The sequence below is a fragment of the Flagellimonas sp. HMM57 genome, from assembly GCF_021390175.1.
GTDB lineage: Bacteria > Bacteroidota > Bacteroidia > Flavobacteriales > Flavobacteriaceae > Flagellimonas.
In genome coordinates, this window is the sequence record NZ_CP090004.1 from 2,060,504 (window position 1) to 2,087,166 (window position 26,663).

Genomic DNA, 26,663 nt, shown 5'->3' on the forward strand with positions numbered 1-26,663 from the left:
TGGTATAAAACCCTAATTTTGTTTTCAGGTCAATTACCAAGGTTTTATGTCCAACCTTTCATCCATTCATATTCAAATAAGCGTCCTTCCAAATAATCCGGGAGTGTACCAGTTTTATGATTCTGATGATAAAATTCTATATGTGGGCAAAGCAAAGAATCTAAAAAAAAGGGTATCCTCCTATTTCAACAAAAAACAGGAATATGGTAAGACCAGAGTGTTGGTAAAAAAGATAGCATCGGTCAAGCATATTGTGGTTCCTACCGAATCCGATGCGTTGCTTTTGGAAAACAATCTTATCAAAAAACTGTTGCCCCGATACAATGTTTTGCTCAAGGACGATAAATCCTATCCTTGGATCTGTATTAAGAACGAACGCTTTCCACGGGTTTTTCCAACTAGAAAACATATTAAGGACGGTTCTGAATATTATGGACCCTACACCAGCATGAAAACTGTAAGAACTCTCCTTGATCTGGTAAGGGGCGTATATCCACTTAGGACCTGCAATTATGACCTTTCCAACGAGAAGATAACTTCGGGCAAATATAAGGTATGCCTTGAGTTTCATTTGGGCAATTGCTTGGGACCATGTGAGGGATTACAATCAGAAACGGATTACCATCGGCAGATTGATGACATTCGGGAAATCATTAAAGGTAATTTCAAAAGTTCCCTCAACTATTTTAAATCCCAAATGAAGGAGCTTGCCGGCAATATGGAGTTTGAGAAAGCTCAACTTGTAAAGGATAAGATAGAGATTCTGGAAAACTACCAGGCAAAATCGACGGTGGTCAATCCAAAAATCAACAATGTTGATGTATTTACGATTATCTCCGACGAAACCCATGGCTATGTAAATTTTCTACAACTTTCCCATGGTTCTATTATAAGGTCCCATACCATGGAAATCAAAAAGAAATTAGAGGAATCGGATGAGGAGTTGTTAGAATTGGCCATTATTGAAATTCGGCAAAGGTTTAACTCACGATCCAAAGAGATTTATTTGCCCTTTCCAGTAGCAGTTGAAGAGAATATTAAGATAACACTACCTAAACTTGGGGACAAACGAAGGATATTGGAACTTTCTGAACGGAATGCGAGATTTTTTAGACAGGATAGGTTCAAGCAGATAAAAATTATAGATCCAGATAGGCATACCAAGAGAATAATGGCCCAGATGAAGGCTGATTTAAGACTTTCAAAAGAACCGACCCACATAGAGTGCTTTGATAATTCGAATATCCAAGGAAGCGATCCAGTAGCCGCTTGTGTGGTTTTCAAAAATGGCAAACCCTCAAAGAAAGATTACAGGCATTTTAACATAAAGACAGTGGAAGGGCCAGATGATTTTGCCAGTATGGAAGAAGTGGTCTTTAGAAGATATAAAAGATTGCTCAATGAAGATGAGCCTTTGCCACAACTTATTGTTATAGATGGTGGAAAAGGACAACTGTCTTCTTCGCTCAAGAGTTTGGACATATTGGGCCTTCGTGGAAAAATTGCTATAATTGGCATAGCCAAACGTCTAGAGGAGATTTATTTTCCAGAAGACCCAATACCATTGTATCTGGATAAAAAATCCGAAACCTTAAAGATTATCCAGCAATTACGAAACGAAGCGCATAGGTTTGGAATTACACACCATAGAAATAGAAGAAGCAAGGGAGCTATAAACTCAGAGCTTGAGAATATAGAGGGTATTGGTAAGAAGACCGCAGAACAATTGTTGAAAAATTTCAAGTCGGTAAAGCGAATTAAAGAAGCCTCTATTGAAAATCTTGCCCAGTCGGTAGGCATGGCAAAGGCAAAAAAAATTTATAAGTCTTTTCACTAGCAAATGAGAATAAAACGTAACATAACTATACTGCTTACTATCTTCTTTAGTGTTCTAGGCATATCCCAAACTATAGAAAAACCAGAGGATTTTAAGGTTGGTTTAGTGCTTAGTGGTGGTGGTGCCAAGGGGCTGGCACATATTGGCGCATTAAAGATTATCGAAGAAGCAGGGGTCAAAGTGGACTATGTAGGAGGTACAAGCATGGGAGCTATTGTAGGGGCGCTCTATGCCTCTGGCTATTCTGCTACCGAGTTGGATTCAATCTTCAGGGTAACTGATTTTACGAAACTAATTCAGGACGAAGTTCCCAGGGGAGCCAAGACTTTTTACGAGAAAGATGATTCCGAACGATACGCGCTTGGCCTTCCTTTCACAAATTTTCATGTTTCCTTTCCGCAGGCAATTTCTGGAGGACAAAATATCTACAATGAATTGGTGAAATTGCTTTTTCATGTAAAAGATGTTGAAGATTTCAAAGATTTGCCCATCCCTTTTCTGTGTATCGCCACAAACGTGGAGACTGGGGAAGAAGTGCTACTGGATAAAGGATATTTGCCAGAGGCCATAATGGCAAGCGGAACTTTTCCCTCACTGTTCGAACCTTCCGAAATAGATGGAAAAATTTTGATAGATGGTGGGGTCGTGAACAATTACCCCATAAATGAAGTACGGGAAATGGGGGCGGATTTGATTATTGGGGTGGATGTCCAACATGGTCTGTCCGATAGAGAAGCTCTATCCTCTGCTACAGAGATTTTACTTCAGATAAATAATTATAGGACAGTCAACGACATGAAAAAGAAAGTCGATGATACTGATCTCTATATCAGACCAAACATTGACAATTTTTCTGTGATTGATTTTGATAGTAGTGAAGATATTGTTCTAAGTGGTGAAGATGCTACTATAAAAAAGTTTGCTGAACTACAAAAAATAGCACAGGACCAAGGTAACGCTCCTGTATTGAAAAATAGGATTGAACCAACAGACAGTTTGACCATAAATAGATTGATAATAAGAGGTAATGACAGGTATACGAGAGGCTATATAAAAGGAAAGCTCAGGTTTGATTTGGCAGAGAAGATCTCTTTTGAAGAAGTTAAACAGGGAATAAGCAATTTATCGGCCACAGGTAACTTTAAAACAATACGATATCATTTAGAATCTAATGGCTTGGGAACGGATTTGATACTGAAACTGGAGGAGACCGAAACCAAAATGTTTTTAAAGTTGTCCGCACATTATGATGATTTGTACAAGAGTGCTGCCTTGATAAACCTTACCAAAAAGAACTTTCTGCTTAAAGACGATGTTGCCTCCTTCGATTTTATATTGGGCGATAATATTAGATATAATTTAGAATATTATCTGGATAAAGGATTTTATTGGAGTTTTGGTGTAAAATCTGAATTTACCAACTTTGAGACCAATGTGAATTTTGAATTGCTCAGGTCAAATTTTGATATTCCTAATATACCAAGTGATCCAAACATTCGCGAAATCAATTTGGACGTGGCAGACCTTACCAATCAAATTTACATGCAGACGGTTTTACAGGAAGAATTTGCAGTTACATTAGGCTTGGAGCATAAACTTTTAAGATATAGTACCCGTACCATAAATCAATTGGTCAATAATGATGAGGACGATTTTGTTCCCATAGATTCTGATCGTACTTTTTTTGATAATTCAAATTATTTCAGCGCTTACGGAAAGATAACGTTGGATACCTATAATGACAAATACTTTCCTACGAAAGGTCTTCTCTTTGACAGTGATTTCCATTTTTATTTACTTTCCTCGGATTTCAATGAAAATTTTAAGGAATTTTCAGTAGGTAAGGCCAGACTTGGTACTGCATTCAATCTTTTTGACAAAGTAAGCCTTAACCTAGAGGCTGAAGGAGGTTTTAAGCTGGGAACTTCCAATGTTACTTCTTTTGATTTTGTTCTGGGAGGGTACGGAAATGATTTTGTAAATAATTTCATTCCCTTTTTTGGGTACGACTTTTTAAGTCTACCAGGAAACAGTTTCGTAAAAGCTTATGGCAGGTTGGATTATAACTTTGCTCCCAAAAACCATTTTATGTTTTCTGCAAATTTTGCAAATGTGGATGATGACTTGTTCCGAACAGGGGAATGGTTCTCTGAACCAACTTTTTCAGGATACGGAATAGGGTATGGTTATGAATCTTTTTTAGGACCGGTCCAAATATTTTATTCATGGACTCCAGAGATGGACAATAGCAATGTATTCATAAGTGTTGGATATTGGTTTTGAAACAGCTCTAGTTGTTACTTTTCTTACATAGCGCTTTTGAGCCTGTTTTTAGCAAACCCTTTAAAAAAAGGATTTAGCACATTGAAAACTAGGGAAAACCATAAAAAAATTAGGATTTTTTCTTAATGCAATACTAATTATTTCTTGGATTTTCGCCAAAAATAGAAAAGGATAGTTAAAGTCCGTTAAAAACTTATTTTCCTACAAAAGCTTGATGTATCTTTATAAAACATAAGGGGTGGTTCCCTTATAACTTTAAGTATTGGTTTTTCATAATTTAAAGTTTGGTTGGTTATTTAGGAAAAGCCCAGTTTTGAAACTGGGCTTTTTTTTTATACTATTTTGGAACAAGTTTTGTTTATGTAAATGTAAACTCACTTTGCTGGAAGAGTGATTTTAGTAATTTTATCAAAACATTACAGTTTATGAAAAAGATAGCTATACTTTTTTCCTTAATGTTTGCAATGCATGCAACAGCGCAAAATGTACGTCCTGCATACAAAGCTGGGGAATGGCTTAAATTTCGTATTCATTACGGATTCTTAAATGCAAGCTATGCTACCTTAAACTTGACCAACGATAGTATAGACGATATCCCCGTATACCATGTTGTAGGTAGAGGCAAGACTACAGGGTTTGCAAGTATTTTTTTTAAGGTTGACAACACGTTCGAAAGTTATTTTGGAAGAAAAGATGGGAAGCCGTATCGTTTTATAAGAAAAACTAATGAAGGCGGATATACAAAAGACATAGAAATTGACTTTTTCTACAACGAGGACAAGGCAATTTTGAAAGATAACAAAAATGGTAAAGAATTTAACTTCTCTGTAAACGATGATATTCAGGATTTAATATCAGCTTCTTATTATTTACGAAACAGGTATAGTCTAGATGAATTTGAAGTTGGTAAATCGATAAATATGGATATGCTGTTTGACGATGATGGGGTTTACAAATTCAAACTGAAATTTTTGGGAAAAGAAATCATTCGTACCAAGTTTGGGAAAGTAGAATGTCTTAAATTTAGACCCATTGTTCAATCAGGTCGCGTTTTTAAGGAAAAAGAAAGTCTCACCTTGTGGGTTTCAAACGATTTGAACAAAATTCCGATCAGAATAAAGGCCGATTTGGCCGTAGGATCGCTAAAAGCTGATTTAGATGGATACAATGGCCTCAAAAACCAGTTTAAAATAATAATGAAATAGTTTAATGAAGCATGATGAGCGAATTGAATCCCAAATCAATAAGCTTGAAGAGAAGTTCAAAGATTCTGGTCAAGACTTAAGCTCTTATCTCGATGGGCTTCTTTATCAGAGGTATCTTACCTATTGGGACTACATCCATTTAGATACCTTGCTTAGTATCCAAGTCCCAAGGACACACTTTCCAGATGAAGAGATATTCATCATGTACCATCAGATTACGGAACTGTATTTTAAGCTTATCCTGCACGAGCAAAAGCAAATTGTTGAGGATAAATCACAGAACCTCGATTTCTTTGTAGAAAAGGCAAATCGCATCAACAGTTACTTCCAAGCATTGATATCTTCATTTAAGATTATGATCAATGGAATGCAACGGGAACAGTTTTTGCGTTACCGTATGGCACTCCTACCTGCCAGCGGTTTTCAATCGGCGCAATACCGAATGATTGAGATTTATGCAACATCTTTGGAAAATTTGGTACATCATACAGAACGGGATTCCTTTTCCGCAAAAAATAACATTGAAGAACTTTTTGAACATATCTATTGGAAAAAAGGGGCTACCGATATTGTTACCGGAGAAAAGACATTGACACTCAAACAATTTGAGTTTCGATATACCCCTAGACTCTTACGGATATCCAATGAAGTCAAAAACAGTACTATTTATGACAAGTACCTTCAACTGCCTGCAGCATCAAGAGAAAATGAAACGCTAATAAGCGCTTTAAAAGACTTGGATGTTAACGCTAACGTTAATTGGCCATTGATGCACATGGGTTCAGCATATAGATATTTAGCCAAAGAAGGAAAGAATGTAGATGCTACTGGTGGTACCAATTGGAAAGCTTATTTGCCACCTAGTTTTCAGAAAATAATTTTTTTCCCAACTTTGCACTCAGAAGAGGAAAGAAATATGTGGGGGAAACAGTGGGTAGACCATATATTTAATCCAACGAATACGTAATCAATAACAATGCAGAAATTTTTTGGGGCACTGTTGGCACTTTTGATTGTAGTGTCATGTAAAGAAGAAAAAGTATTGGTGCAGGACACGGCGCCAGAAGAACCACTTGAAAAACAAGTTGTAAAGCACTTTGGATTTAATTTAGAGGAGTTCAATGTGGTCCACGATACTGTACGCAACGGAGATAGTTTTGGGGAGCTGATGCTAAAGAACAAAGTGGACTACCCCAAAATTTATAATATATCTGAAAATTTTAAGGATACCTTCGATGTTCGAAAAATAATGGTCGGCAAGCCATATGTGATTTTAAAGTCGAAGGACACATCAGAAGTTGCAGAAGTATTCATTTACCAAAATGATCGTATCAACTATACCGTAGTGGACTTGAGGGATAGCGTACGTGCATACAAGAGTAAAAAGAAAGTAAAGTATGTAGAACGTGAAGCTTCGGGAATCATAGAGACATCATTGTCAGAAGCAATTTTAGATCAGGGCATAGATTACAATATTACGTTGAACCTTTCCGAGATATACGCGTGGAGCATTGATTTCTTTAGATTGGAAAAAGGTGATAAATTCAAGGTAATCTATAAGGAACGCTATATCAATGATTCCATTTATGCAGGCGCAGAACCTATCGAGGCAGCTTTTTTTGAACATAAGGGGAAACCAATTTACGCCTTTGCTTATGAAGCGGATTCCCTAAAACAAATGACGGACTACTTTGATGAAGAAGCCAATAACCTACGAAGTACATTTTTAAAAGCTCCAATAAAATTTGGGTATCGATTATCATCCAGATATAACTTAAAACGAAGAATTGCATATTATGGATACAAGGTGCGACCGCACAAAGGAACGGATTATGCCGCGCCAATAGGTACTCCCATCATTGCCACCGCAGATGGAACCGTGACAGAATCAAGAAGAAGGGGCGGTAATGGCAAATATGTAAAGATCAGACATAACGGTACCTACAGCACTCAGTACCTGCACATGAGGAATCAGAAAGTGAAAAAAGGAGAGTTTGTTAGGCAAGGTGACGTAATAGGATGGGTAGGAATGACAGGAAATACAGGTGGACCCCATGTCTGTTACAGATTCTGGAAAAACGGCAGCCAAGTAGACCCGTTACGAGAAAAGTTGCCAGCGGCCGAACCTATTGCAGATTCCCTTAGAACGGATTATATAGCGACCATTACCCCTCTTAAAGCACAATTGGACTGTATCGAGTTCATGACTCCAAATCCAGAACCCAAAGAAAATTTGATAACACTTAACAAATAAAATGGCATTACCCCATATCGACCCAACTACTACAGAAGCTTGGAACGCTCTTTTAGCCCACTACAAAGAAAATAAGAACATACATCTTAAAGAATTGTTTGCCTCAGAACAAGATAGGGGCGAGAAGTTAACCATACAATGGAACGATTTTCTGATTGACTATTCGAAAAACCGTATTACTGGGAAAACACTCAAATTGTTATTTGAACTGGCTGAAGAAGTTGGTTTAAAAGATGCGGTTTCAAGTTATTTTAAGGGAGATACCATTAATCAAACAGAAGGAAGGGCAGTTTTGCATACGGCATTACGAGCTAAGCAGGACGATGAGGTGTATGTTGATGGAACGAATGTTGTCCCAGAAGTATATGAGGTAAAAGAAAAAATAAAGGTTTTTTCAGATGCTGTAATTTCTGGAGAGCGAAAAGGATATACGGGAAAGAGTTTCACAGATGTAGTAAATATAGGTATTGGAGGTTCGGATTTAGGGCCCGCAATGGTCGTTGAAGCCCTCAAATACTACGGCAACCATTTAAAAATGCACTTTGTCAGTAATGTGGATGGCGATCACGTAAACGAAGTGTTGAAAGCATTGAATCCAGAAACCACACTATTCGTTGTGGTGTCCAAAACCTTTACTACACAAGAGACTTTGAGCAATGCCATGACCATTAAAAAGTGGTTTTTGGAACATGCCTCCGAAAGTGATATTGCAAAGCATTTTGTGGCAGTATCCACCAATACTGAAAAAATAAAGGAATTTGGAATAGCTGACGAAAATGTCTTCCCCATGTGGGATTGGGTAGGCGGTCGTTTTTCACTTTGGAGTGCCGTAGGATTGTCCATTGCCTTGGGTGTTGGCTATGAACATTTTAATGGACTGCTGTCAGGAGCCAACGAAATGGACGGGCACTTTAAGACCGCACCATTTTCAGAAAATATTCCTGTGGTATTGGCATTGATAAGTGTCTGGTACAATAACTTTTTTGAGGCAGAGACTGAAGCAATAATACCTTACACACAATATTTAAGTCGCTTTTCGGCCTATTTACAACAAGGTATTATGGAAAGTAACGGCAAAAGTATGGATAGGTCTGGCAATCCAATATCGTATGAAACCGGAACTATTATCTGGGGAGAACCGGGAACCAATTCCCAGCATGCCTTTTTTCAGCTCATTCATCAAGGCACAAAACTGATTCCAACGGATTTTATCGGTTTTAAGGAATCTTTGCATGGCGATGTAGGTCATCATAACAAATTAATGGCTAATTTCTTTGCCCAGACCGAAGCCCTAATGAACGGTAAGACCAAAGAAGAGGTAAAAAAAGAACTTCAAAGCCAAGACTTAAATCCAGAAGAGCTAGCGGCACTGTTGCCGTTTAAAATTTTTCAAGGGAATAAGCCTACCAACACCATCCTGATTAATAAACTTACTCCTAAAAGTTTGGGATCACTTATTGCGTTGTACGAACATAAAATCTTTGTTCAAGGTATTATTTGGAACATTTACAGCTATGACCAATGGGGCGTGGAATTGGGCAAGCAACTTGCAAAAAATATCCTTTCGGATATTGAAAATCCAGAAATTGGCAAACATGACAGTTCTACATTAAATCTTTTGCAATTTTTTAAGAATTGATTTAGAATTTCGTAAAATCTATAAAATATTTAATATGCTGATTTAAAGCTTCTTAGTTTTAAACGCTACACTTTTTAATACCGTATTTCTTAACGTTATCTTAATATTTGTAAGAATTAAAAGCGAGACTTTTGCTACGCTAATTAAACACTAATAAACATTTATTAAGATGAAGAAAATTTATTTGGTCATTTTCGCCATGCTAACGGCTACAATGGCATTTTCACAGGGTGTAACCACGTCTGCAATTGGTGGTAAAATAACCGATGCAACTGGTGAGCCTTTACCAGGTGCAAGCGTAATCGCAGTGCATACTCCATCAGGAACAACCTACGGAGCTGCTGCGGATTTTGATGGTTTTTATCGTATTTCTGGTATGAGGACCGGAGGACCGTACAAAATTACTATATCTTACGTAGGATTCAACGATGATGTCAGAGATAATATCAATTTAGGCTTGGGTCAGACCGAAAGATTCAGTGCACAGCTTTCTGAATCTGCTACTGCATTGGATGAGGTTGTTATTGTTGCTCAGTCTAATGGTGCTTTTGATTCTGGTAAAACGGGAGCAGAAACCAACGTTTCTAGTGAGCAAGTGAATACACTTCCTTCAATATCTAGGAACATTGCCGATTTTGCACGATTAACACCACAAGCAAAGGTTACGGGTGATGATGTTATATCTATTAGTGGACAGAACAACCGTTTTAATGCAATCTACATAGATGGCGCTATCAATAATGATGCATTCGGTTTGGCTGGCAATGGCACAAATGGTGGGCAAACAGGAGTAAGCCCCATTTCTTTAGATGCTATTGAGTCTTTCCAAATTAATATTGCCCCTTTTGATGTAAGACAATCAGGGTTTGCAGGAGGTAGCATTAATGCCACTACAAAATCGGGAACAAACGAAATCATTGGTTCTGCATATGCTCTCTTCAGGAATGAAAACTTTTCGGGAAAAACTCCTGTTGATTTGACAGGTGATGATGGCGAAAGAGAAAAGCTAGACGAGTTTACAGCAAATACATATGGTGTTCGATTGGGAGGTCCAATAATAAAAGATAAATTGTTCTTTTTCGTGAACTACGAAAGACAGGAAGTTGAAACTCCTCAACCTTTTGATATTGACACGTATCGAGGAGCTGCTACTGAAAGTGATCTGTTGGGATTATCTGATTTCTTAGTTAATAACTTTGGCTATAACCCAGGTACTTTTGAAAACAGTATCGAATCATTGACAAGTGATAAACTGATTGCCAAGATTGATTGGAATATCAATGAAAGTAACAAGCTTTCTTTTAGACACAGCTATGTAAAAGCTGTGCAGTTCGATGCTGCTGCTTCAAATCAAGGTACAATCAACTTTTTAAATAGATCAATTAATTTTGAATCTATTACGAACTCATCTGCTTTAGAATTGAATTCTCAGATTGGGGATAACATGTCCAATAACTTCGTATTGGGATATACGAGGGTCCGTGACGACAGAGATCCGTTTGGAAACCCTTTTCCTTCCGTTCAGATTTTTGATGCCTCAAGTACTTCAATTTTCTTTGGTTCAGAACCGTTTTCAACGGCAAACGTATTAGATCAGGACATTTTCACTATTACAGATAACTTTCAAATCTATTCAGGACGCCATACAATAACAATAGGTACGAACAACGAATTTACCTCTGTGAGAAATGTATTCTTCCGTCAAAACTTTGGGGACTATAGATTTAATAGCCTGAATGATTTTTTAAATGGGGAACTAGCCAATAGATATCGTCATGGATATTCCTTAATAGGTGGTTTTGGAGATGAATCAGAAGGTGCTGCGGAGTTTGATATTTTTCAATTTGGATTATATATTCAAGATGAAGTTGATATCACGGATAATTTTAGATTTACATTGGGAGCCCGTATTGATGTTCCTTATTGGAAAGATGGTTTGGAGAATGAAGATTTCAATACACGAACAGTAGCTATTCTTGAAGCTAATGGTAAGGATTTGCAAGGAGCCCGTGTAGGCCAAGGAATCGATGCAAATGTGCATTTTTCTCCAAGAGTTGGTTTTAATTGGGATGTAAATGGAGATAAAACTACACAAATAAGAGGTGGTTTGGGAATCTTTACTTCTAGAGTTCCATTGGTTTGGCCAGGTGGACAATATACAAACAATGGAGTGTCGACCGGATTCATACAAAGAACTTCAAGTGACGGTCCAGTACCTGTATTTAATCCTGATCCTAACACGCAATTGCAAGATCCTCCACAAGGTTCAGGTTCGGTTGGTGGCCAAGTCGATTTATTTGCAAAGAACTTTAAACTTCCTCAGATATTCAAAACGAATATCGCTATAGACCAAAGGTTACCCTGGGATATGGTTTTCTCCGCGGACTTCATTTGGAACGATAACGTTAATACCGTTTTTTACGAGAATTTAAACCTAGAAGGCCCACAATTCACGACAACAGGTGCGGGGTCTAGACCTAATTATAGATTTAGTCGAGTAGACTCTACTTATGACGCTATTTATTTAGGTACAAATACCAGTGCAGGTAGTTCTTACAATATAACGGGAACGTTGAGCAAGAATTTCTATAGTCCTAAAATTGATGCAAACACTCAAGTTTCCTATTCATATGGTGATTCAGATGGACTTTTTGATGGTACCAGTTCGCAAAACAGTTCGCAATGGAGAAATTTAGAAACAGTAAACGGATCTAATCGCCCTGACCTATCAACTTCTGATTTCTCTCCAGGGCACAGGATTATTGCTAATTCTACACTTACCTTTAAATGGACGGATAATATTAAAACCAGAATAGGTCTATTTTATGAAGGAGCTGAAGGAACACCTCTGAGCTACGTTTATAATGGTAGTGGACTATTGTCAGATACAGGAAGCTTTTCTGCTTTGGTATATGTGCCAGGAAATGAATCTGAAGCACAACTCGTTGACCTATTTGACGATGACGACAATCTTGTCCTTACAGCGAATCAACAATGGCAAGCACTCGATGCTGCAATAGAAGGCGATGAGTATTTGAAAAGTAGACGTGGACAGTTTGCTGAGAGAAATGCAAGTCGTACCGATTGGACACATATCATTGATTTAAAATTTGCCCAAGAGTTCGGGATTAAATTTGGAGAAAATGTACACAAAATTGAACTGACGGCAGATATCTTTAACTTCACTAATTTGTTGAACAAGGAATGGGGAGTAAGAACTTTTACCAATTTTAACCAAGTACAACTACTTAACTTTGAAGGTTTTGCTGATGATGGTACAACGCCCGAGTTTACATTTGAGCCAGGTGCAGAAGACACAAAAAACATCATTGATGATGCAGGATTGGTTTCATCAAGATGGCAAATGCAGTTAGGAATACGTTATAGCTTCAACTAATTCTTAATTTTATAAGATTTTAAAAACCCTTGCCATTGGCAAGGGTTTTTTTATCCCTAAAAATCACTATTTTTAATCCCTAAACCAAACCTATGGAAATTCTTCAAAATGTACATTCCTATCTCGCCTATGTGGTATTGGCCATATTGATTTTCGCATTTTTCAATGCCTTAATAGGGTGGCTTGGAAAAAAAGAGTTTGCCATGGAGAAAGACTTAAGAATTAGTCTATTTGCATTGATTTTGAGCCATATTCAACTTTTAATTGGCCTAATTCTTTACTTTGTATCTGCAAATGGCCTAAAGGCGATACAGGTATTGGGTATGGGAGGTTTAAACTCAGCTGCTCGTCTGTTGGCTTTGGAACATCCCTTGATCAACATCATTGCAATCGCTTTTATAACCATAGGATGGTCACGCCATAAAAAGAAGCTGGAAAGCAGTGCAAAGTTTAAAAGTATCGCTATTTTCTATGGTTTGGGATTGCTTTTGATTCTAAGCCGTATTCCCTGGGCACAGTGGTTCAATTAGTTTTGTCATTCCCGCGTAGGTGGTAATCTCTCAGTGATTAGCTTCTTTAATCAAAAACAAATACACCGGAAAATGGTCGCTATACCCTCCTGTGTAACTGGTACCAGAATACGTTCTAAAGAGATATCCCTTAAACTTGCCATCAGAGGTTTTCAAATAATCAGGAGAAAATATTCCAGCTTTCCAATAAAAATATACGTCTTCACTTTTGTGGATAAGATTAGAGGTCATAAAAAACTGGTCAAAAAGATTCCATTTATCCCGGTAAGCCAACGACCCCAGTCCTTTTTTGTAAAGCCGTTCCATAGGATTAAAAAGTGTAAGACTGTCCAGTTGGGTTGCTTTACCAGAGGTTTTCAATATCTTTTTTAGACTATCGTCCCTAGGATCATCATTTAGGTCGCCCATGCTTATGATTTTGGCGTCCCAATGTAGCTTTTGAATGGAATCGATAATACGCTTGTTCAATAAGGCTGCTTTTACACGGTTGGGCTTGCTTTTACTCGACCCACCTCTCCTAGAAGGCCAATGGTTAACGATAAAATAAAGTGCTTCATCGTCCAGCACGCCACCTACGACCAACTGATCTCTCGTATATATTCTTTCCCCTATCCCATCAAACAACAAAAGCCTATGACTTTTAAAAGAAGTGGGTAGGTAAGCAGCTTTTTTATACAGCAGCGCAACATCAATACCGCGCCTATCGGGAGAATCAAAATGTACAATGCCATATTCCTTATCCTGTAGATTGGGATGGTTTATCAAATCATCGAGAACCTGTCTGTTCTCAACTTCGCACAGTCCAATGACATCTGGGGATGTTTCCGTTACATCCATTCCAATTTCGGACAATACTTTTGAGATGTGTTCAATTTTCTTATCGTATCGTTTCTGGTTCCAATGATAGCTTCCTTCGGGAGTTCTTTCATCATCAAAGACCAAGGTATCATTTACCGTATCAAAAAGGTTTTCAACATTGTAAAAAGCAATGGTCCGTATGGTAAAGGATTTTTGGGATTGGGCAAGAAAGGGCACAACGAGGCTTACTAGTAGGTATCGTAAAAACTTCATTTATATTTTGATTTTAATCCGAAAATAAGTAAGATTGTTTTTTCTTACAAAGAATAAAGACAATAACCCCAATTTTACGAAAGTAACCTACTGCAAAGCCTATGAGAATCTCGTTGTTCTTGGTGGTGCTCTGTTGTACCACATTTTTGAGGGGGCAAGGAGTCACTACCATTTCTGGAAGCATAAAAGATGCTGCCACAAAAAATCCAGTTCAGAATGTTGTAATTAAGATTGATGGCTCGTCCAAAGAGTTTTTTACGGATAACGAAGGGCATTTTGAAGTAACGACTTCTTTAATAGGGGAAAAATACCTAAAAATCTCAGCACTTGATTTTTTATCCAAACAATTTATGATTGTTTTAGATGGAGTGCCCATAAACTTGGGAGATATCTTTTTGGAAAAGGACATTACTTTAGAAAAGACGGCTAATCTCATCACCTTAACGGATAATGACCTGGCTGAGGATGATGCAGCTGTCTCGGGCGCATCAGGTTTATTGCAATCCACAAAGGATATCTTTTTGAATCGGGCCGCCTTCGATTTTGGGCAAGCATTTTTCAGGGTAAGGGGATACGATTCCAGTTATGGTGAAGTACTGCTCAATGGCATTCCTATGAACAAGTTTTTTGATGGTAGGCCGCAATGGAACAACTGGGGTGGATTGAACGATGTTATCCGAAACCAAGAGTTCTCAAGTGGACTGGCACCGAACCGGTACACTTTTGGAGGGATATTGGGAAATACCAATATCAATACCAGACCTTCACAACTAAGACCGGGAATACGTGTTTCAAGTTCCGCATCTAATCGCACTTATAGGGGACGGCTTATGGCAACATATAACTCTGGAGTGCAGGCCAACGGATTGGCTTATACCATTTCTTCATCTAGAAGATGGGCAAAGACGGGCTATATGGAAGGCACTTTATACGATGCCTATTCTTTTTTTGGTGCGTTGGAATACAAATTGAATGACCAAAATAGTCTCGCATTGACGGCTATAGTGGCAAAAAATAGACGTGGTCGTTCCTCTGCGGTTACAGAAGAAGTCTTTGATTTGATGGGAAACCGTTACAATCCCTATTGGGGAAGTCAAGATGGGAACATAAGAAATTCGAGGGAACGCACCATTTTTGAACCGTTAGTTATGCTGAATCATTTTCTGCAATCAGATAGATTTAAGTTGACAACGGGCATTGCGTATCAATTTGGAACAAACAGTAGGAGTAGGTTAGGCTACTACAATGCTCCAAACCCAGATCCCACCTATTACAGATATTTGCCAAGTTTTTATATCAATAGTTCCATTGGTGCCGATTTTACCAATGCCTCTTTAGCAAAAAATGGGCTCATGGAAAATCCACAAATCCAGTGGTCTCAAATCTATACTGTCAATTCCAATACTTCTTCAGAAGGAAAAGCAGCCTATTTACTTTATGATGATGTGGTAGCGGACAAACAGCTATCGGCATCCAGTACTTTTGATTACAAAATCAATGATAATCTAAATGTTGGGGGAGGAGTAAACTTTAAAACGTTGGCTTCAGAAAATTTTGCCCAAATCCAAGATTTACTGGGTGCGGATTTCCATGAAGATATGGATTCTTTTTCCAATACGCTGAATGATATCAATGGGAATCCTGTCAAAACTACCGAAGAAAAATTCAACTATAACTACATACTCAATACTTCAGTAGTTGAAGCTTTTGGTCAAATAACGTTTGCATTTAAAAATTGGAGTGCTTTTGCTTCGGGGACCTATTCAAATTTTGGTACGTTGCGAAATGGATTGTTCAAGAATGAACGGTTTTTAGAAAACTCTTTCGGCAACAGTGAAAAGATTTCATTTTCCGATTTTGGCTTCAAATCTGGGGGAACTTACTTTATATCAGGCAGGCATTGGTTGAATGTAAATGGTGCGATCATAAATAAACATCCAACACTTCAAAATATCTTCATCAATCCAAGAGAAAACAATAACAGTGTTCCAGAAATTCAACAGGAAACTATTTCCAGTTTAGATGTAAATTATATTGTTAAGCTACCAGATGTAACGGGACGGATAAGTGCATTCTATTCTCGATTCCAGAATACTACGGATATCAATTTCTTTTTTGTCGATTCCGGTTTGGGATCTGACTTTGTGCAGGAAGTAATAACAGATTTAGATAGACTGCATAAAGGTATTGAACTTGGGGTGGTGTATGAAGTTTCTTCCAGCGTAAAACTATCGTTGGTAGGTAACTTGGCGCGTTACGTTTATGCCAGTAATCCCGCTGTCGAAATAAACTTTGATACTGCAGGAGCATCCGAAGACCTTATAGATCCAGAAGGAACTATTGATTTAGGCATAGCTCAACTAAAGGATTTGAAATTGGCCCAAGGTCCACAAACAGCGTTTGCTTTTGGAGTCGAATACAGAAGTCCAAAATATTGGTGGCTTGGAGCAACAACAAATTATTTGGCCGATAACTATGCCAATATTTCAACCATCACCAGGACCCAAAGTTTTTTAATCAATCCAGATACCGGTCAACGTTTTCCTGATGCCACCCCAGAAAATGTTGCTCAAATTCTGAATCAACAAAAGTTAGATGATTTCTACTTATTGAATCTAGTAGGCGGAAAGTCATGGATAATCAACAAAAAATATGTAAGTGCTTTTGTGAGTGTTAATAATGCTTTTGACCAAACGTTTAGAACAGGTGGTTTTGAGCAGAGCAGGAATGGTAATTATGGTCAGTTAAAACAGGACAATCTCAGTGGTTCACCTTCTTTTGGGCCTAAGTATTGGTACGGCTTTGGCAGAACGTATTTTTTGAATTTAGCCGTCAGTTTCTAAAAATCCGCTTTGAAAAAACAAGAATCATGAGGAATAGATTAGTTTATTTTATATCATTCTTATTTATTTTGTTGGTGACAACGTCATGTGTTGGTACTACAGAATTTGATGTTCCAAAGAAAAACTGCAATCCAAATTTGACTACTAATATTACTTTAGATGAAATACTTGAATTATTCGAAGATGGTACTTTTCAAATTCAAGAAGATTGGATCATTGAAGGCTATGTTATCTCTTCAGATGTTGCAGGTAATTTTTTTGGCGAGCTTTACATTCAAGATGCAAGTAATCAACCATCCTATGGTTTTCAAATAGAAATCGATTTACGGGAGTCACATCTATTTTTTGAAGTAGGAAGTAAGGTTTTCATAAAACTAAAGGGCTTGTATTTGAACAAGAAAGAAGAAATGCTAAAACTGGGGAGTCCGTTCTCCGCATTTGGAAATATTTCTGTTGGCAGAATACCAGCGTTAAAAGTTCCAGAGCACATTTTTTTATCCTGTGATGGAGTCGCAGAAATGATACCTGTACCTGCCGAGATTAAAGCGTTGGAAGACTTGAAGGTCAATACCTTGGTGCGTTTTGAAAGTTTGGAAGTGGTAGAAGAAGAACTGGACAGTATTTTTGCTATTGCTAGGGAAGAAACGACGCGTACGCTACAGGATTGTGAAGAAAACAACATTGCGCTTATCAACAGCGGTTTCTCAGATTTTCAGGCTGATACGCTACCACAGGGCAACGGGAAGATTACAGGTATTTTTCTTAAAGATGGCAATGAGTTTCAAATCGTTGTCCGAGATTTGGACGATATAGCATTCACGGATGAGCGCTGTCCAGAGATCATAACGGAATTTGCATCGACCCATATTTTTATTTCTGAATTGGCAGACCCGGAAAACAATACGGGCGCAAGGTTTGTAGAACTGTTCAATTCCGCAAAAGAGCCGTTAGATTTGAATAAGTGGATATTGAGGCGATATACTAATGCCAATACAGAGGTGAGCTCCACTATTGATTTATCCGGAATGATAATTGGTGCGGAAAATACCTTGGTCATTTCTCCAAATGCCGAAGCGTTTGGACTGGTTTATGGCTTTAGTCCAGACCTTGGCGTTTCTACCAACAGTCCGGCAGATTCAAATGGAGATGACAACTTGGAACTGGTAGACCCATTCGGTACTATCATAGACGTTTTTGGAGTGGTTGGTGAGGACGGAACAGGGACCAATCACGAATTTGAAGATGGCCGGGCACTTCGGAATATTAACATAACACAAGGCAATCCAGTCTATACGTTTAGTGAATGGACCATTTATAATGACACTGGTGATGCAGGAACAATAAACCAGCCCCAAAACGCTCCAGTAGATTTTTCCCCTGGCATTAGGGAATAAAAGTCATCAATGAATGAAAACAAAATAAACGGCAGATAAACCAATAACTTCTACTAAAAACCAAACGATATTGGAGGTCGTTATCTTCTTGTTCGCTTTTTTATAGGCCAGTCCGCCGGCCTTTAGTTTTTTAGCGGTTTCGCTATTGTCTCTTCTCGAAAGAGCTTCACATTCTTCGGAAAATCGAGTCAATTCTCTAGAATTACGTATAATTACCAGTAACTTATAAACCCAATAACAAAAGACGACCCCAATCAGCAACTCTACCATTGTAAAATTTAGATTTATTGAAAGATAGAAAAATGAAAACAGTTCGTGAGGACAAAACCATAAAAATAAAACCCCTATATCGATTGCTTATTTTGGGAATCACACAATTGTATGGAGCCTTTGTGATCTTCAGATTGGGTGTTTTTGTCATAAAGGAGCCTTGGATAAACACTATTTGTGCTATTGCAGCTCTTGGTTTAGTGCTTTGGGGGTTTTATATCCTTTATAATTTTTTGAGGATATACAAGGTAAAAGAACGCAAGATTATTCTTAGGGATGAGACTTTTGTACTCTTTGGAAGTGAGCTTAGTTATGCTGATGTTGAGAATGTAACGATAAACAATGACGGTTCGGAATTGGCCATGGACATCCACCTTAGACAATTGGAAAAACCAATACCCCTGGTAGCAGTATATATGCAACTAAAGGAATTTCACGAAATATATAAGACTTTAGTAAACCAGTCCCTATAAATGGATTGGAGACCTCAAAATCTAAAAGGAATTGTAACTAAACTTTTGTCCTCCCACAGAAGCATCGGCCATTAATCCAGCTTTTGGTAAAGCAAACACAGCTACACCATCTTTATATTTTGCATTGAAGGCAATTCCAGATTTTAGTGCCACTGCCGAAGTTTCAGCGGCAAAAGCGAATTTCCCCTCTTTAAACCGATCTAAATCTGTTTGGGTCTCAAAAAAGATGACCTCTATGATGGCTTGTCCTCCAGCTTGTAACCCTACATTTAGTTTTTTGAGTCCTGCCATTCCAACAGTTTCTCCACCTTCGTAGACGACACCATTGCCAGAAGCTCCACCAATAATAAAGCCACCTTTGCCTACATTGGGAAAAATGACATAACCTGCGGAACTGTCAAAAAAGCTTTGGAGCCCAGAATCTGCTTTCAAGAGTGTTTTCTTGGCTTCTTTGGCATCACTCATAATCTTTCTATCTTTTTTAGATTGCGCAGAAATAGTAAAAGCTAGTAATAACGTGCTTAACAGCAAAAAGGATTTAAATGTTCTCATGTCTAATTATGTAAGGGATAAAATTAAAAAAATAAGCCCCTTCAATAGTAGAAAGGGCCAACTTTTAGGTTTCTCTTAAGAGAATCAATCTTTTTTAGGAAAGCTTTCATGTGCCATAATTTCTTCCATTTGAGATACATGTCGCTCTGTATGACCGGCAGCAAAGAGTATTACCTGCAGACCATCCACAGTTCCAAAGGGAAGATCACTATTAAAACTGTTCCTTAAGTCATCTTCGGTAGTCTTTACATATTCAATATGTTCGTTTCTTTTATCAACAAATGCTTTTACGGTTTCTTCGTGAGAACCAAACTTTCCACTTGGTTCAAACGGCTCGGAAGTTTTTACCCTATTGCTTCTGTCCTTGATGATATCCATTAGTTTTTCATCGGTTAGTTTAACAGAGTCCTTCATTGCAGGGCTTGGACCGGCAGCGACGGTTTTCTGCACAAGTCCACCAAAAGCATTTTCAGAAATAGTAAGATGCTCAACACATTCTGCGATTGACCATGCCCCTTCTTCGGGTTTAAAATGCAATTGCTCATCAGTGAGCCCGTCAAGTACATTGGTCATGTGATCACGACTTTCCATTAAATGTTTGACGGCCATTTTACGGTCATCGTCAGAAAGTTTAAAAATATCGTTACTAAAACTGAGAAGTAACAAGCCTACAATGGGTAATATCATTTTTTTCATAATGTGGTTGATTTTAAATTAGTTAGAAATGTAGTGTTTTTTGTTTAAAGACGAATCAAACGAAATGGATTGGACATTATGAAACCATTATTTTGATGCTAAAGATTCTTGACAGAGGGTATAAATTGGATTACATGAACATTTTCCAACGTAATGTATCAAATTTATCATGATATATCTACAAAGTAAATGGTTCGAAGTACTATTGAATATAAGCAATACTTATGATTTAATAGTATTTTAATATTAATTACCTATCGGGTAGACATGTGTTTTCTTAATTTTATGGAGGTTAAAAATTCACTTACTTATATCAATACTATCATGAAAACAGAATCCACATCATCAAACGGTAATGCGTGGCAAGGCAATGACTCAAGCGCTAAATGCCCCTTTCTAAACGGAGAACTGAATCAAGCTGCAGGAGGCGGAACTACAAACAAAGATTGGTGGCCAAATGCGCTCAATCTGAATATTTTGCGGCAACACTCAAATTTAGTTGACCCTATGGACGAAAGCTTTGACTATGCGAAGGAATTTAAATCCTTGGACATGGGAGCCATTAAAAAAGATTTAACTGATTTAATGACTGATAGCCAAGAGTGGTGGCCAGCAGATTATGGACACTACGGACCTTTCTTCATTCGTATGGCATGGCATGCTGCAGGTACGTATAGAATTGCCGATGGTCGAGGAGGTGGATCAACAGGCTCGCAGAGATTTGCACCTTTGAACAGTTGGCCTGATAATGCTAATTTGGACAAGGCAAGACTATTGCTATGGCCTATTAAAAAGAAATATGGAAAGAAAATTTCATGGGCAGACTTATTGATCTTAGCCGGTAATGTTGCACATGAATCAATGGGTCTGGAAATGTATGGTTTCGGTGGTGGCCGAGAAGATATTTGGCAGCCGGAAGAAGATATTTATTGGGGCTCTGAAGGAGAATGGCTCGGAAATAAAGAGCGATATAACAAAGAAGGTGAATTGGAAAATCCGCTTGGAGCCGTGCACATGGGTCTAATTTATGTGAATCCAGAAGGACCAAATGCAAATCCTGATCCAGTCTTGGCAGCACATGATATTCGCGAGACATTTGGTAGAATGGCCATGAACGATTATGAAACCGTGGCCTTGATTGCAGGTGGACATACTTTTGGAAAAACCCATGGAGCAGCGAGTGATGCCGAGTATTTAGAAGCTGAACCAGCGGGGGCATCCATTGAAATGCAAAGCATGGGCTGGAAAAATAATTTTGGAACAGGTTCCGGCTCCGATACGATTACAAGTGGTTTAGAAGGCGCATGGACGGACACTCCAACAAAATGGAGCCATAAATTCTTTGAAAATTTGTTCAAATACGATTGGGAACTAACAAAAAGCCCTGCCGGAGCACACCAATGGAAGCCAAAAAATAATGAAGGCGCAGGTACGTTCCCAGATGCACACGACCCAGAGAAAAAACATGCACCTTTTATGCTGACTACGGACCTTTCTTTACGTATGGACCCAGCTTATGAAAAGATTTCAAAGCATTTTCTGGAAAATCCAGAGGAATTTGCAGATGCATACACCAAAGCATGGTTTAAACTAACGCACCGCGACATGGGACCTAAAGAGTGCTACTTGGGCGCAGAAGTTCCAACCGAAGAGTTGCTTTGGCAAGATCCTGTTCCAGCAGTAAATCACGATTTGGTCAACGAAAGCGATGTTGCCGACTTAAAGAAGAGAATACTGGCTTCTGGATTATCCATTTCAGAATTGGTTTCAACAGCATGGGCTTCGGCTTCAACTTTCCGTGGTTCGGACAGAAGAGGTGGTGCCAATGGCGGTAGAATTCGTCTGGCCCCTCAAAAAGATTGGGAAGTAAACAACTCAAAACAACTGGCTAAAGTATTGGAGACTTTGGAGGCAGTCCAAAAGGAGTTTAATGCTTCACAATCGGGAGACAAAGCAATATCAATAGCAGATATTATCGTTTTAGGAGGGTGTGCTGCTGTGGAAGAAGCTGCTAAGAATGCCGGCCATAGTGCAGAGGTTCCTTTTACTCCTGGTCGTACCGATGCCACACAAGAGCAGACTGATGTTGAGTCGTTTGAAGCATTGGAACCACGTGCGGACGGGTTCCGTAACTATGTTAAAGGAGGAGTACATGCAGTGGCAGAAGAATTGTTGGTGGACAAAGCACAGTTGATGACACTTACAGTTCCTGAAATGACCGTATTGGTTGGTGGAATGCGTGTTTTGAACACGAATTTTGACAACTCAAAACATGGCGTGTTCACCGATAATGCTGAATCATTGACCAACGATTTTTTCACTAACCTTGTTGATTTGGGAACTGCTTGGAAAGCAATCTCCTCAGACGAAAATGTTTTTGAGGGTACGGATAGGAGAACAGGCAAAGTGAAATGGACCGGTACACGCGCAGATTTGATTTTTGGTTCAAATACTGAACTCCGCGCCATTGCAGAGGTTTATGCATGCGATGATGCAAAAGAAAAGTTTGTAAAAGACTTTATTACCGCTTGGAACAAAGTAATGAACCTTGACCGTTTTGATTTAGCTTGATTTTATCATAAAATCAATTAAACTATAGAAAAAGAAAATTAACGTAAAGACTGTCATGACCGCAAACGGTTGTGGCAGTTTTTTTATACCTTTCCCTATCATGATGAACAACAAGAAAGACTTCTTTGACCAAATAAGAAATGGTAACGTAAAAGCCATAGAAGAAACACTGGAAACTAATCCCGAATTATTGGAATCTACAGATGAGAGAGGCTCTACGCCCTTATTGTTATCCACCTACTACGGACATGAAAAGGTCGCAGCCCTTTTATTGGAAAAGGGAGCAAAAATCGATATGAAGGATAGTTCTGGAAATACGGCATTAATGGGCGTATGTTTTAAAGGATATGTCGGTATTGCTAAATTATTGATAGATGCAGGAGCCAATGTCAATCACATCAACGCAATGGGTGCTACCTGCCTTATTTACGCAGCTACGTTCAATCGGTTGGATATGGCCCAGTTGTTACTTGATCACGGTGCGGACAGTGCTACCAGAGATGCAAGAGGACATACTGCGCTAGATCAAGCAAAGATGCAAGACTTTAAAGAATTGATAGCACTACTGGAAACCCACACATCCTGATTACTCTATGAATCCGAAAGAGCAGCTCAATCTTATCAAGCGTATCAAGTCGATTTCTGAAATAGGATTGATTTATGCCAAAGACCCTTATGACCAAGAGCGGTACGAAGAATTGAAACACATAAGCCTCGAACTGCTATCTGTTGTTGGAGACGCTCCAATTGAAGCGTTAAAGGACTTCTTTGTTCCGGAAAAGGACTATCCAACGCCAAAAGTGGACGTAAGGGCTTTAGTACTGAATGAGAAAGATGAAATTTTGATGGCGAAGGAAAGTGTAGATAATAAATGGACAATCCCCGGGGGTTGGGCGGATATTGGAAGCACCCCTTCGGAAATTGCCGTTAAAGAAGTTGCCGAAGAAACAGGGATTCAAGTAGAAGTTGTACGGTTTTTGGGAGTCTACGATAAACAAGTTCATCCCCATCCACCAGAACCCTATTATATTTACAAGCTTATTTTTCTTTGTAGAATGGTGGGAGGTAACCTCAAACCTGGATTTGATATGTTAGGTGCGGATTTTTTCTCGCTGGACCATCTTCCAGAGCTATCAGAGGAACGAATTTTGGAAAGTCAGTTGAAACACTTGTTCCATTTGGCAAAATCTTCAACAACTGAAGTATATTTTGATTAGCAAAGATGGCATCGGAACTTAAAATAGCATTAATTCAATCCCAGCTACATTGGGAAAATCCAGTAGCGAACAGGGCTATGTTTTCAAAAAAGATAGCCACTATTCCAAAAGATACCGAGTTAATTGTGTTGCCAGAGATGTTTACCACTGGCTTTACCATGAATCCACAGAACATTGATAGTGCGGAAGCTGCTAAAACCATAGCGTGGATGCAGCAAATTGCCCAAGAGAAAAGTGCGGCCATCACGGGAAGTATCGTTTTTACCGAGAAGGATAAAAACTTCAATCGTTTGTTTTTTTGCTTTCCAGACGGAGAATTGGCGGTTTACGATAAAAAGCACACCTTTACTTTGGCAGGAGAGGATAAGGTATATGAAGCAGGAATTACAAAATTGCTTGTTTCCTATAAAGGGTTTAAAATACAACCCATGATCTGCTACGATTTGCGTTTTCCTGTATGGGCTAGAAATACAGAAGACTACGATGTGCTTATCTATGTAGCAAACTGGCCAAAACCGAGAATAGATGCTTGGGATGCCTTGCTCAAAGCCAGAGCTATTGAAAATATGTCTTACTGCATAGGCGTAAATAGGATTGGATTGGATGGGCTTGGGTATGAATATTCAGGCCATTCGGCAGTTTATGATGTACTGGGACACCGAACCGCGTACTCGGAAAAAGAAGAGATAACATATGCAAACCTTGATAAAAAGCACATAAAATCAATGCGCGAAAAACTAAGGTTCTTGGAAGATAGAGATGATTTTAATCTAGTATGATAAAGGTCTGCTCCAGTTCCCAATTAGCCCTAACGTCTATAATATCTGGATAGTAACTTACTTTTTCTGGCTGAATTTTATTGAGGTAGCTCCCCGTATCCCAAACACCGTTGCCATTATCATCAAGAATAACACGGATGGCATATTTTCCAGGGTCTAAATTGTTGAATTCAAAAACCTTGGGTTCTGTTGCTTTGGTTTCACGCACAATTTCACCTTGCTCATCGGTTAACTGAAGGATGAGGGGATACCGAACAGCACCACTTAAGTTTACCCGTAAGTTCCCATAATCGGCAAAACTTCCTGTTGAAAATCTGTACTCTAAAGAGTCATTTTCAATTCCAAAAAAGTCGGTGACAGCACCAGGCAAAAAAGTAAAGCGATAGCTTTCATTTGGCTCAACAGCAAAATCAAAATCAATCTTATTGCTTACAGAATCCACGACATACGTATAAGGTTCGCTTATGGAATCACTTATATAAAAATCAATTTTAGAGGAATCTATTTGGGTCACTGGAGTGTTGGCCAAAAGACTGTACATATCCTCAAAATTGAATTTTCCACTTACGCTAGGACTCAGCTTCAACGAATCCAAACCTAATTTTCTGGTTTTTACGGTAAACGTGTCTATTGCTTCCATTTTTTCATTGCTCACGGTGAAAACAATGGAATCAATATCGGTGGGCGTAAGCCAATAGTCCAAAGTATCCTTTTCACGATCTTTTAGAATCGTGGTTTTTACGGAATCCGGTAATTGGGTCAAAGGTTCAATTTGGATATCTCTATAATCCCCTTGATACCCAAAAAGAATATGATTTTTGGCCACATAACTTGGAAAGGAAACACTGTAATCTGGCTGTTCTTGGAATAGTGTGAGCAAATAGATGGAATCCGTAGGGATTGTAATCGTATCCTGTAAAAATCCTATTTTGTCCTGTCTTTGGTCAAAAGTGTTGTTTTTATTGATATCCTTTATGGCGACCAACTTATATTTTCCTTCTTTTAAGTTTTTAAGCTCGAAAAGTGGAAGACTATCCAACGTATTGGTAATATAATTAGGGGGTGACTTGTAAATCGTGGAATCTGTGTATGCCGTATCTATTTCATAAAGCATAACACTTATAAATTCCTCAGCTTTTCGATTAAAGGCATCCTTAACGGCCCCAGATAAGGTAAGGGAATCAATATAAGACCCAGTTGAAAACACATAGGTCAAAAAACTATTGGGATTTCCCTCGTTGTTGTCCACTATACTCTGTCCAAAGTTGATGGTATAGGTTGTATTTTCTTTGAGGGTATCTTTTAAGGTAACTTCAATATACTTGCTTGCGCCACCTTGAGGCCTTACTTCTGGAGGATATTTTAAAGGTGGAGAAACGATCAATTGGTTTTGTACATCTTCCAGCTTTATAAATTCGTCAAAGTACAGCCGTATTTTTTCTGCTTTAAAATTGATTGAAAAATTATCCGGCTCTGTTCGCAAGAGCTCTGGGGGTGTTTTATCTTCGGGGCCGCCGGTAGGATTTCCTCTTCTGGCACATTGCCAAAGTGCAAGTCCAAGTAGCATGATAAAAGAAAAGCTCAACAGTTTTTTTAGATACCGCATGTAAACAACTAGTATGGAACAAAGAAACAACTAATTTAAAAATTGA

The 26,663-nt window shown here is 38.5% G+C and carries 20 protein-coding genes; 15 read left to right on the forward strand and 5 right to left on the reverse strand.

The window, feature by feature from the left end; genetic code table 11:
- Nucleotides 1–46: 46 nt before the first annotated feature.
- The 8 genes from uvrC (at nt 47) to LV716_RS09160 (ending at nt 13,145) form a co-directional block, all read left to right on the forward strand.
- Nucleotides 47–1,837: an excinuclease ABC subunit UvrC gene (gene uvrC, locus LV716_RS09125; protein WP_163417433.1), complete on the forward strand. Its 1,791-nt coding sequence runs from the start codon at nt 47–49 to the stop codon at nt 1,835–1,837.
- Nucleotides 1,838–1,840: 3 nt separating this feature from the next.
- Nucleotides 1,841–4,120 carry a patatin-like phospholipase family protein gene (locus tag LV716_RS09130; protein WP_163417434.1) on the forward strand — a complete coding sequence of 760 codons (2,280 nt, stop codon included), beginning with the start codon at nt 1,841–1,843 and terminating at the stop codon, nt 4,118–4,120.
- 425 nt (nt 4,121–4,545) lie between these two features.
- The gene (locus LV716_RS09135) at nt 4,546–5,325 is read left to right on the forward strand and encodes a DUF3108 domain-containing protein (protein ID WP_163417435.1); all 780 of its coding nucleotides are present in this window, start codon (nt 4,546–4,548) and stop codon (nt 5,323–5,325) included.
- Between the two features lie 4 nt (nt 5,326–5,329).
- Nucleotides 5,330–6,292 (forward strand): tryptophan 2,3-dioxygenase family protein, encoded by a 963-nt coding sequence (locus LV716_RS09140; protein WP_163417436.1) that lies wholly within the window; start codon nt 5,330–5,332, stop codon nt 6,290–6,292.
- A gap of 9 nt (nt 6,293–6,301) precedes the next feature.
- Entirely contained in the window at nt 6,302–7,579 is a 1,278-nt protein-coding gene (locus LV716_RS09145) for a peptidoglycan DD-metalloendopeptidase family protein (RefSeq protein WP_163417437.1), read from the forward strand.
- Nucleotide 7,580: 1 nt separating this feature from the next.
- Entirely contained in the window at nt 7,581–9,218 is a 1,638-nt protein-coding gene (gene pgi, locus LV716_RS09150; RefSeq protein ID WP_163417438.1) for a glucose-6-phosphate isomerase, read from the forward strand.
- 169 nt (nt 9,219–9,387) lie between these two features.
- Entirely contained in the window at nt 9,388–12,615 is a 3,228-nt protein-coding gene (locus tag LV716_RS09155; protein WP_163417439.1) for a TonB-dependent receptor, read from the forward strand.
- Nucleotides 12,616–12,707: 92 nt separating this feature from the next.
- Complete coding sequence (locus tag LV716_RS09160) at nt 12,708–13,145, forward strand: hypothetical protein (RefSeq protein ID WP_163417440.1); 438 nt, start codon at nt 12,708–12,710, stop codon at nt 13,143–13,145.
- 30 nt (nt 13,146–13,175) lie between these two features.
- Here LV716_RS09160 and LV716_RS09165 read toward each other — a convergent pair whose 3' ends face one another.
- Nucleotides 13,176–14,216, reverse strand: coding sequence for an endonuclease/exonuclease/phosphatase family protein (locus LV716_RS09165; RefSeq protein WP_163417441.1), 1,041 nt, complete (start codon nt 14,214–14,216; stop codon nt 13,176–13,178).
- Nucleotides 14,217–14,317: 101 nt separating this feature from the next.
- On the opposite strand from LV716_RS09165, the gene LV716_RS09170 reads away from it, so the two are divergent.
- Nucleotides 14,318–17,059 (forward strand): TonB-dependent receptor, encoded by a 2,742-nt coding sequence (locus tag LV716_RS09170; RefSeq protein WP_163417442.1) that lies wholly within the window; start codon nt 14,318–14,320, stop codon nt 17,057–17,059.
- A 26-nt stretch (nt 17,060–17,085) separates the two neighbouring features.
- Entirely contained in the window at nt 17,086–18,453 is a 1,368-nt protein-coding gene (locus LV716_RS09175; protein WP_163417443.1) for a DUF5689 domain-containing protein, read from the forward strand.
- 6 nt (nt 18,454–18,459) lie between these two features.
- Here the strand turns inward: LV716_RS09175 and LV716_RS09180 are convergent, their stop codons facing one another.
- Entirely contained in the window at nt 18,460–18,723 is a 264-nt protein-coding gene (locus LV716_RS09180; RefSeq protein ID WP_163417444.1) for a hypothetical protein, read from the reverse strand.
- Between the two features lie 17 nt (nt 18,724–18,740).
- Between LV716_RS09180 and LV716_RS09185 the strand changes: the two genes are divergently transcribed.
- Nucleotides 18,741–19,196, forward strand: coding sequence for a hypothetical protein (locus LV716_RS09185; protein ID WP_163417445.1), 456 nt, complete (start codon nt 18,741–18,743; stop codon nt 19,194–19,196).
- Nucleotides 19,197–19,217: 21 nt separating this feature from the next.
- On the opposite strand, the gene LV716_RS09190 is transcribed toward LV716_RS09185, so the two are convergent.
- Both LV716_RS09190 and LV716_RS09195 read right to left on the reverse strand, forming a co-directional pair.
- Nucleotides 19,218–19,748, reverse strand: coding sequence for a lipid-binding SYLF domain-containing protein (locus LV716_RS09190; protein WP_163417446.1), 531 nt, complete (start codon nt 19,746–19,748; stop codon nt 19,218–19,220).
- Nucleotides 19,749–19,832: 84 nt separating this feature from the next.
- Nucleotides 19,833–20,444 (reverse strand): DinB family protein, encoded by a 612-nt coding sequence (locus tag LV716_RS09195; RefSeq protein ID WP_163417447.1) that lies wholly within the window; start codon nt 20,442–20,444, stop codon nt 19,833–19,835.
- A 324-nt stretch (nt 20,445–20,768) separates the two neighbouring features.
- On the opposite strand from LV716_RS09195, the gene katG reads away from it, so the two are divergent.
- The 4 genes from katG (at nt 20,769) to LV716_RS09215 (ending at nt 25,011) form a co-directional block, all read left to right on the forward strand.
- Nucleotides 20,769–23,015: a catalase/peroxidase HPI gene (gene katG / locus LV716_RS09200; RefSeq protein WP_163417448.1), complete on the forward strand. Its 2,247-nt coding sequence runs from the start codon at nt 20,769–20,771 to the stop codon at nt 23,013–23,015.
- Nucleotides 23,016–23,115: 100 nt separating this feature from the next.
- On the forward strand, nt 23,116–23,601 hold the full coding sequence (locus tag LV716_RS09205) for an ankyrin repeat domain-containing protein (protein WP_317167637.1): 486 nt from the start codon (nt 23,116–23,118) through the stop codon (nt 23,599–23,601).
- Nucleotides 23,602–23,608: 7 nt separating this feature from the next.
- Nucleotides 23,609–24,232 carry an NUDIX hydrolase N-terminal domain-containing protein gene (locus LV716_RS09210; RefSeq protein WP_163417449.1) on the forward strand — a complete coding sequence of 208 codons (624 nt, stop codon included), beginning with the start codon at nt 23,609–23,611 and terminating at the stop codon, nt 24,230–24,232.
- 5 nt (nt 24,233–24,237) lie between these two features.
- The gene (locus LV716_RS09215) at nt 24,238–25,011 is read left to right on the forward strand and encodes an amidohydrolase (RefSeq protein ID WP_163417450.1); all 774 of its coding nucleotides are present in this window, start codon (nt 24,238–24,240) and stop codon (nt 25,009–25,011) included.
- On the opposite strand, the gene LV716_RS09220 is transcribed toward LV716_RS09215, so the two are convergent.
- Nucleotides 24,998–26,617, reverse strand: coding sequence for an Ig-like domain-containing protein (locus tag LV716_RS09220; protein WP_163417451.1), 1,620 nt, complete (start codon nt 26,615–26,617; stop codon nt 24,998–25,000). The genes LV716_RS09215 and LV716_RS09220 overlap by 14 nt on opposite strands.
- Between the last annotated feature and the right edge of the window lie 46 nt (nt 26,618–26,663).

What these genes read in the sequence shown, in the direction of transcription:
- uvrC (WP_163417433.1), top strand. Translation starts at nt 47, where the DNA reads ATGTCCAACCTTTCATCCATTCATATTCAAATAAGCGTCCTTCCAAAT.
- LV716_RS09130 (WP_163417434.1), top strand. Translation starts at nt 1,841, where the DNA reads ATGAGAATAAAACGTAACATAACTATACTGCTTACTATCTTCTTTAGT.
- LV716_RS09135 (WP_163417435.1), top strand. Translation starts at nt 4,546, where the DNA reads ATGAAAAAGATAGCTATACTTTTTTCCTTAATGTTTGCAATGCATGCA.
- LV716_RS09140 (WP_163417436.1), top strand. Translation starts at nt 5,330, where the DNA reads ATGAAGCATGATGAGCGAATTGAATCCCAAATCAATAAGCTTGAAGAG.
- LV716_RS09145 (WP_163417437.1), top strand. Translation starts at nt 6,302, where the DNA reads ATGCAGAAATTTTTTGGGGCACTGTTGGCACTTTTGATTGTAGTGTCA.
- pgi (WP_163417438.1), top strand. Translation starts at nt 7,581, where the DNA reads ATGGCATTACCCCATATCGACCCAACTACTACAGAAGCTTGGAACGCT.
- LV716_RS09155 (WP_163417439.1), top strand. Translation starts at nt 9,388, where the DNA reads ATGAAGAAAATTTATTTGGTCATTTTCGCCATGCTAACGGCTACAATG.
- LV716_RS09160 (WP_163417440.1), top strand. Translation starts at nt 12,708, where the DNA reads ATGGAAATTCTTCAAAATGTACATTCCTATCTCGCCTATGTGGTATTG.
- LV716_RS09165 (WP_163417441.1), bottom strand. Translation starts at nt 14,216, where the DNA reads ATGAAGTTTTTACGATACCTACTAGTAAGCCTCGTTGTGCCCTTTCTT.
- LV716_RS09170 (WP_163417442.1), top strand. Translation starts at nt 14,318, where the DNA reads ATGAGAATCTCGTTGTTCTTGGTGGTGCTCTGTTGTACCACATTTTTG.
- LV716_RS09175 (WP_163417443.1), top strand. Translation starts at nt 17,086, where the DNA reads ATGAGGAATAGATTAGTTTATTTTATATCATTCTTATTTATTTTGTTG.
- LV716_RS09180 (WP_163417444.1), bottom strand. Translation starts at nt 18,723, where the DNA reads ATGGTAGAGTTGCTGATTGGGGTCGTCTTTTGTTATTGGGTTTATAAG.
- LV716_RS09190 (WP_163417446.1), bottom strand. Translation starts at nt 19,748, where the DNA reads ATGAGAACATTTAAATCCTTTTTGCTGTTAAGCACGTTATTACTAGCT.
- LV716_RS09195 (WP_163417447.1), bottom strand. Translation starts at nt 20,444, where the DNA reads ATGAAAAAAATGATATTACCCATTGTAGGCTTGTTACTTCTCAGTTTT.
- katG (WP_163417448.1), top strand. Translation starts at nt 20,769, where the DNA reads ATGAAAACAGAATCCACATCATCAAACGGTAATGCGTGGCAAGGCAAT.
- LV716_RS09205 (WP_317167637.1), top strand. Translation starts at nt 23,116, where the DNA reads ATGATGAACAACAAGAAAGACTTCTTTGACCAAATAAGAAATGGTAAC.
- LV716_RS09210 (WP_163417449.1), top strand. Translation starts at nt 23,609, where the DNA reads ATGAATCCGAAAGAGCAGCTCAATCTTATCAAGCGTATCAAGTCGATT.
- LV716_RS09215 (WP_163417450.1), top strand. Translation starts at nt 24,238, where the DNA reads ATGGCATCGGAACTTAAAATAGCATTAATTCAATCCCAGCTACATTGG.
- LV716_RS09220 (WP_163417451.1), bottom strand. Translation starts at nt 26,617, where the DNA reads ATGCGGTATCTAAAAAAACTGTTGAGCTTTTCTTTTATCATGCTACTT.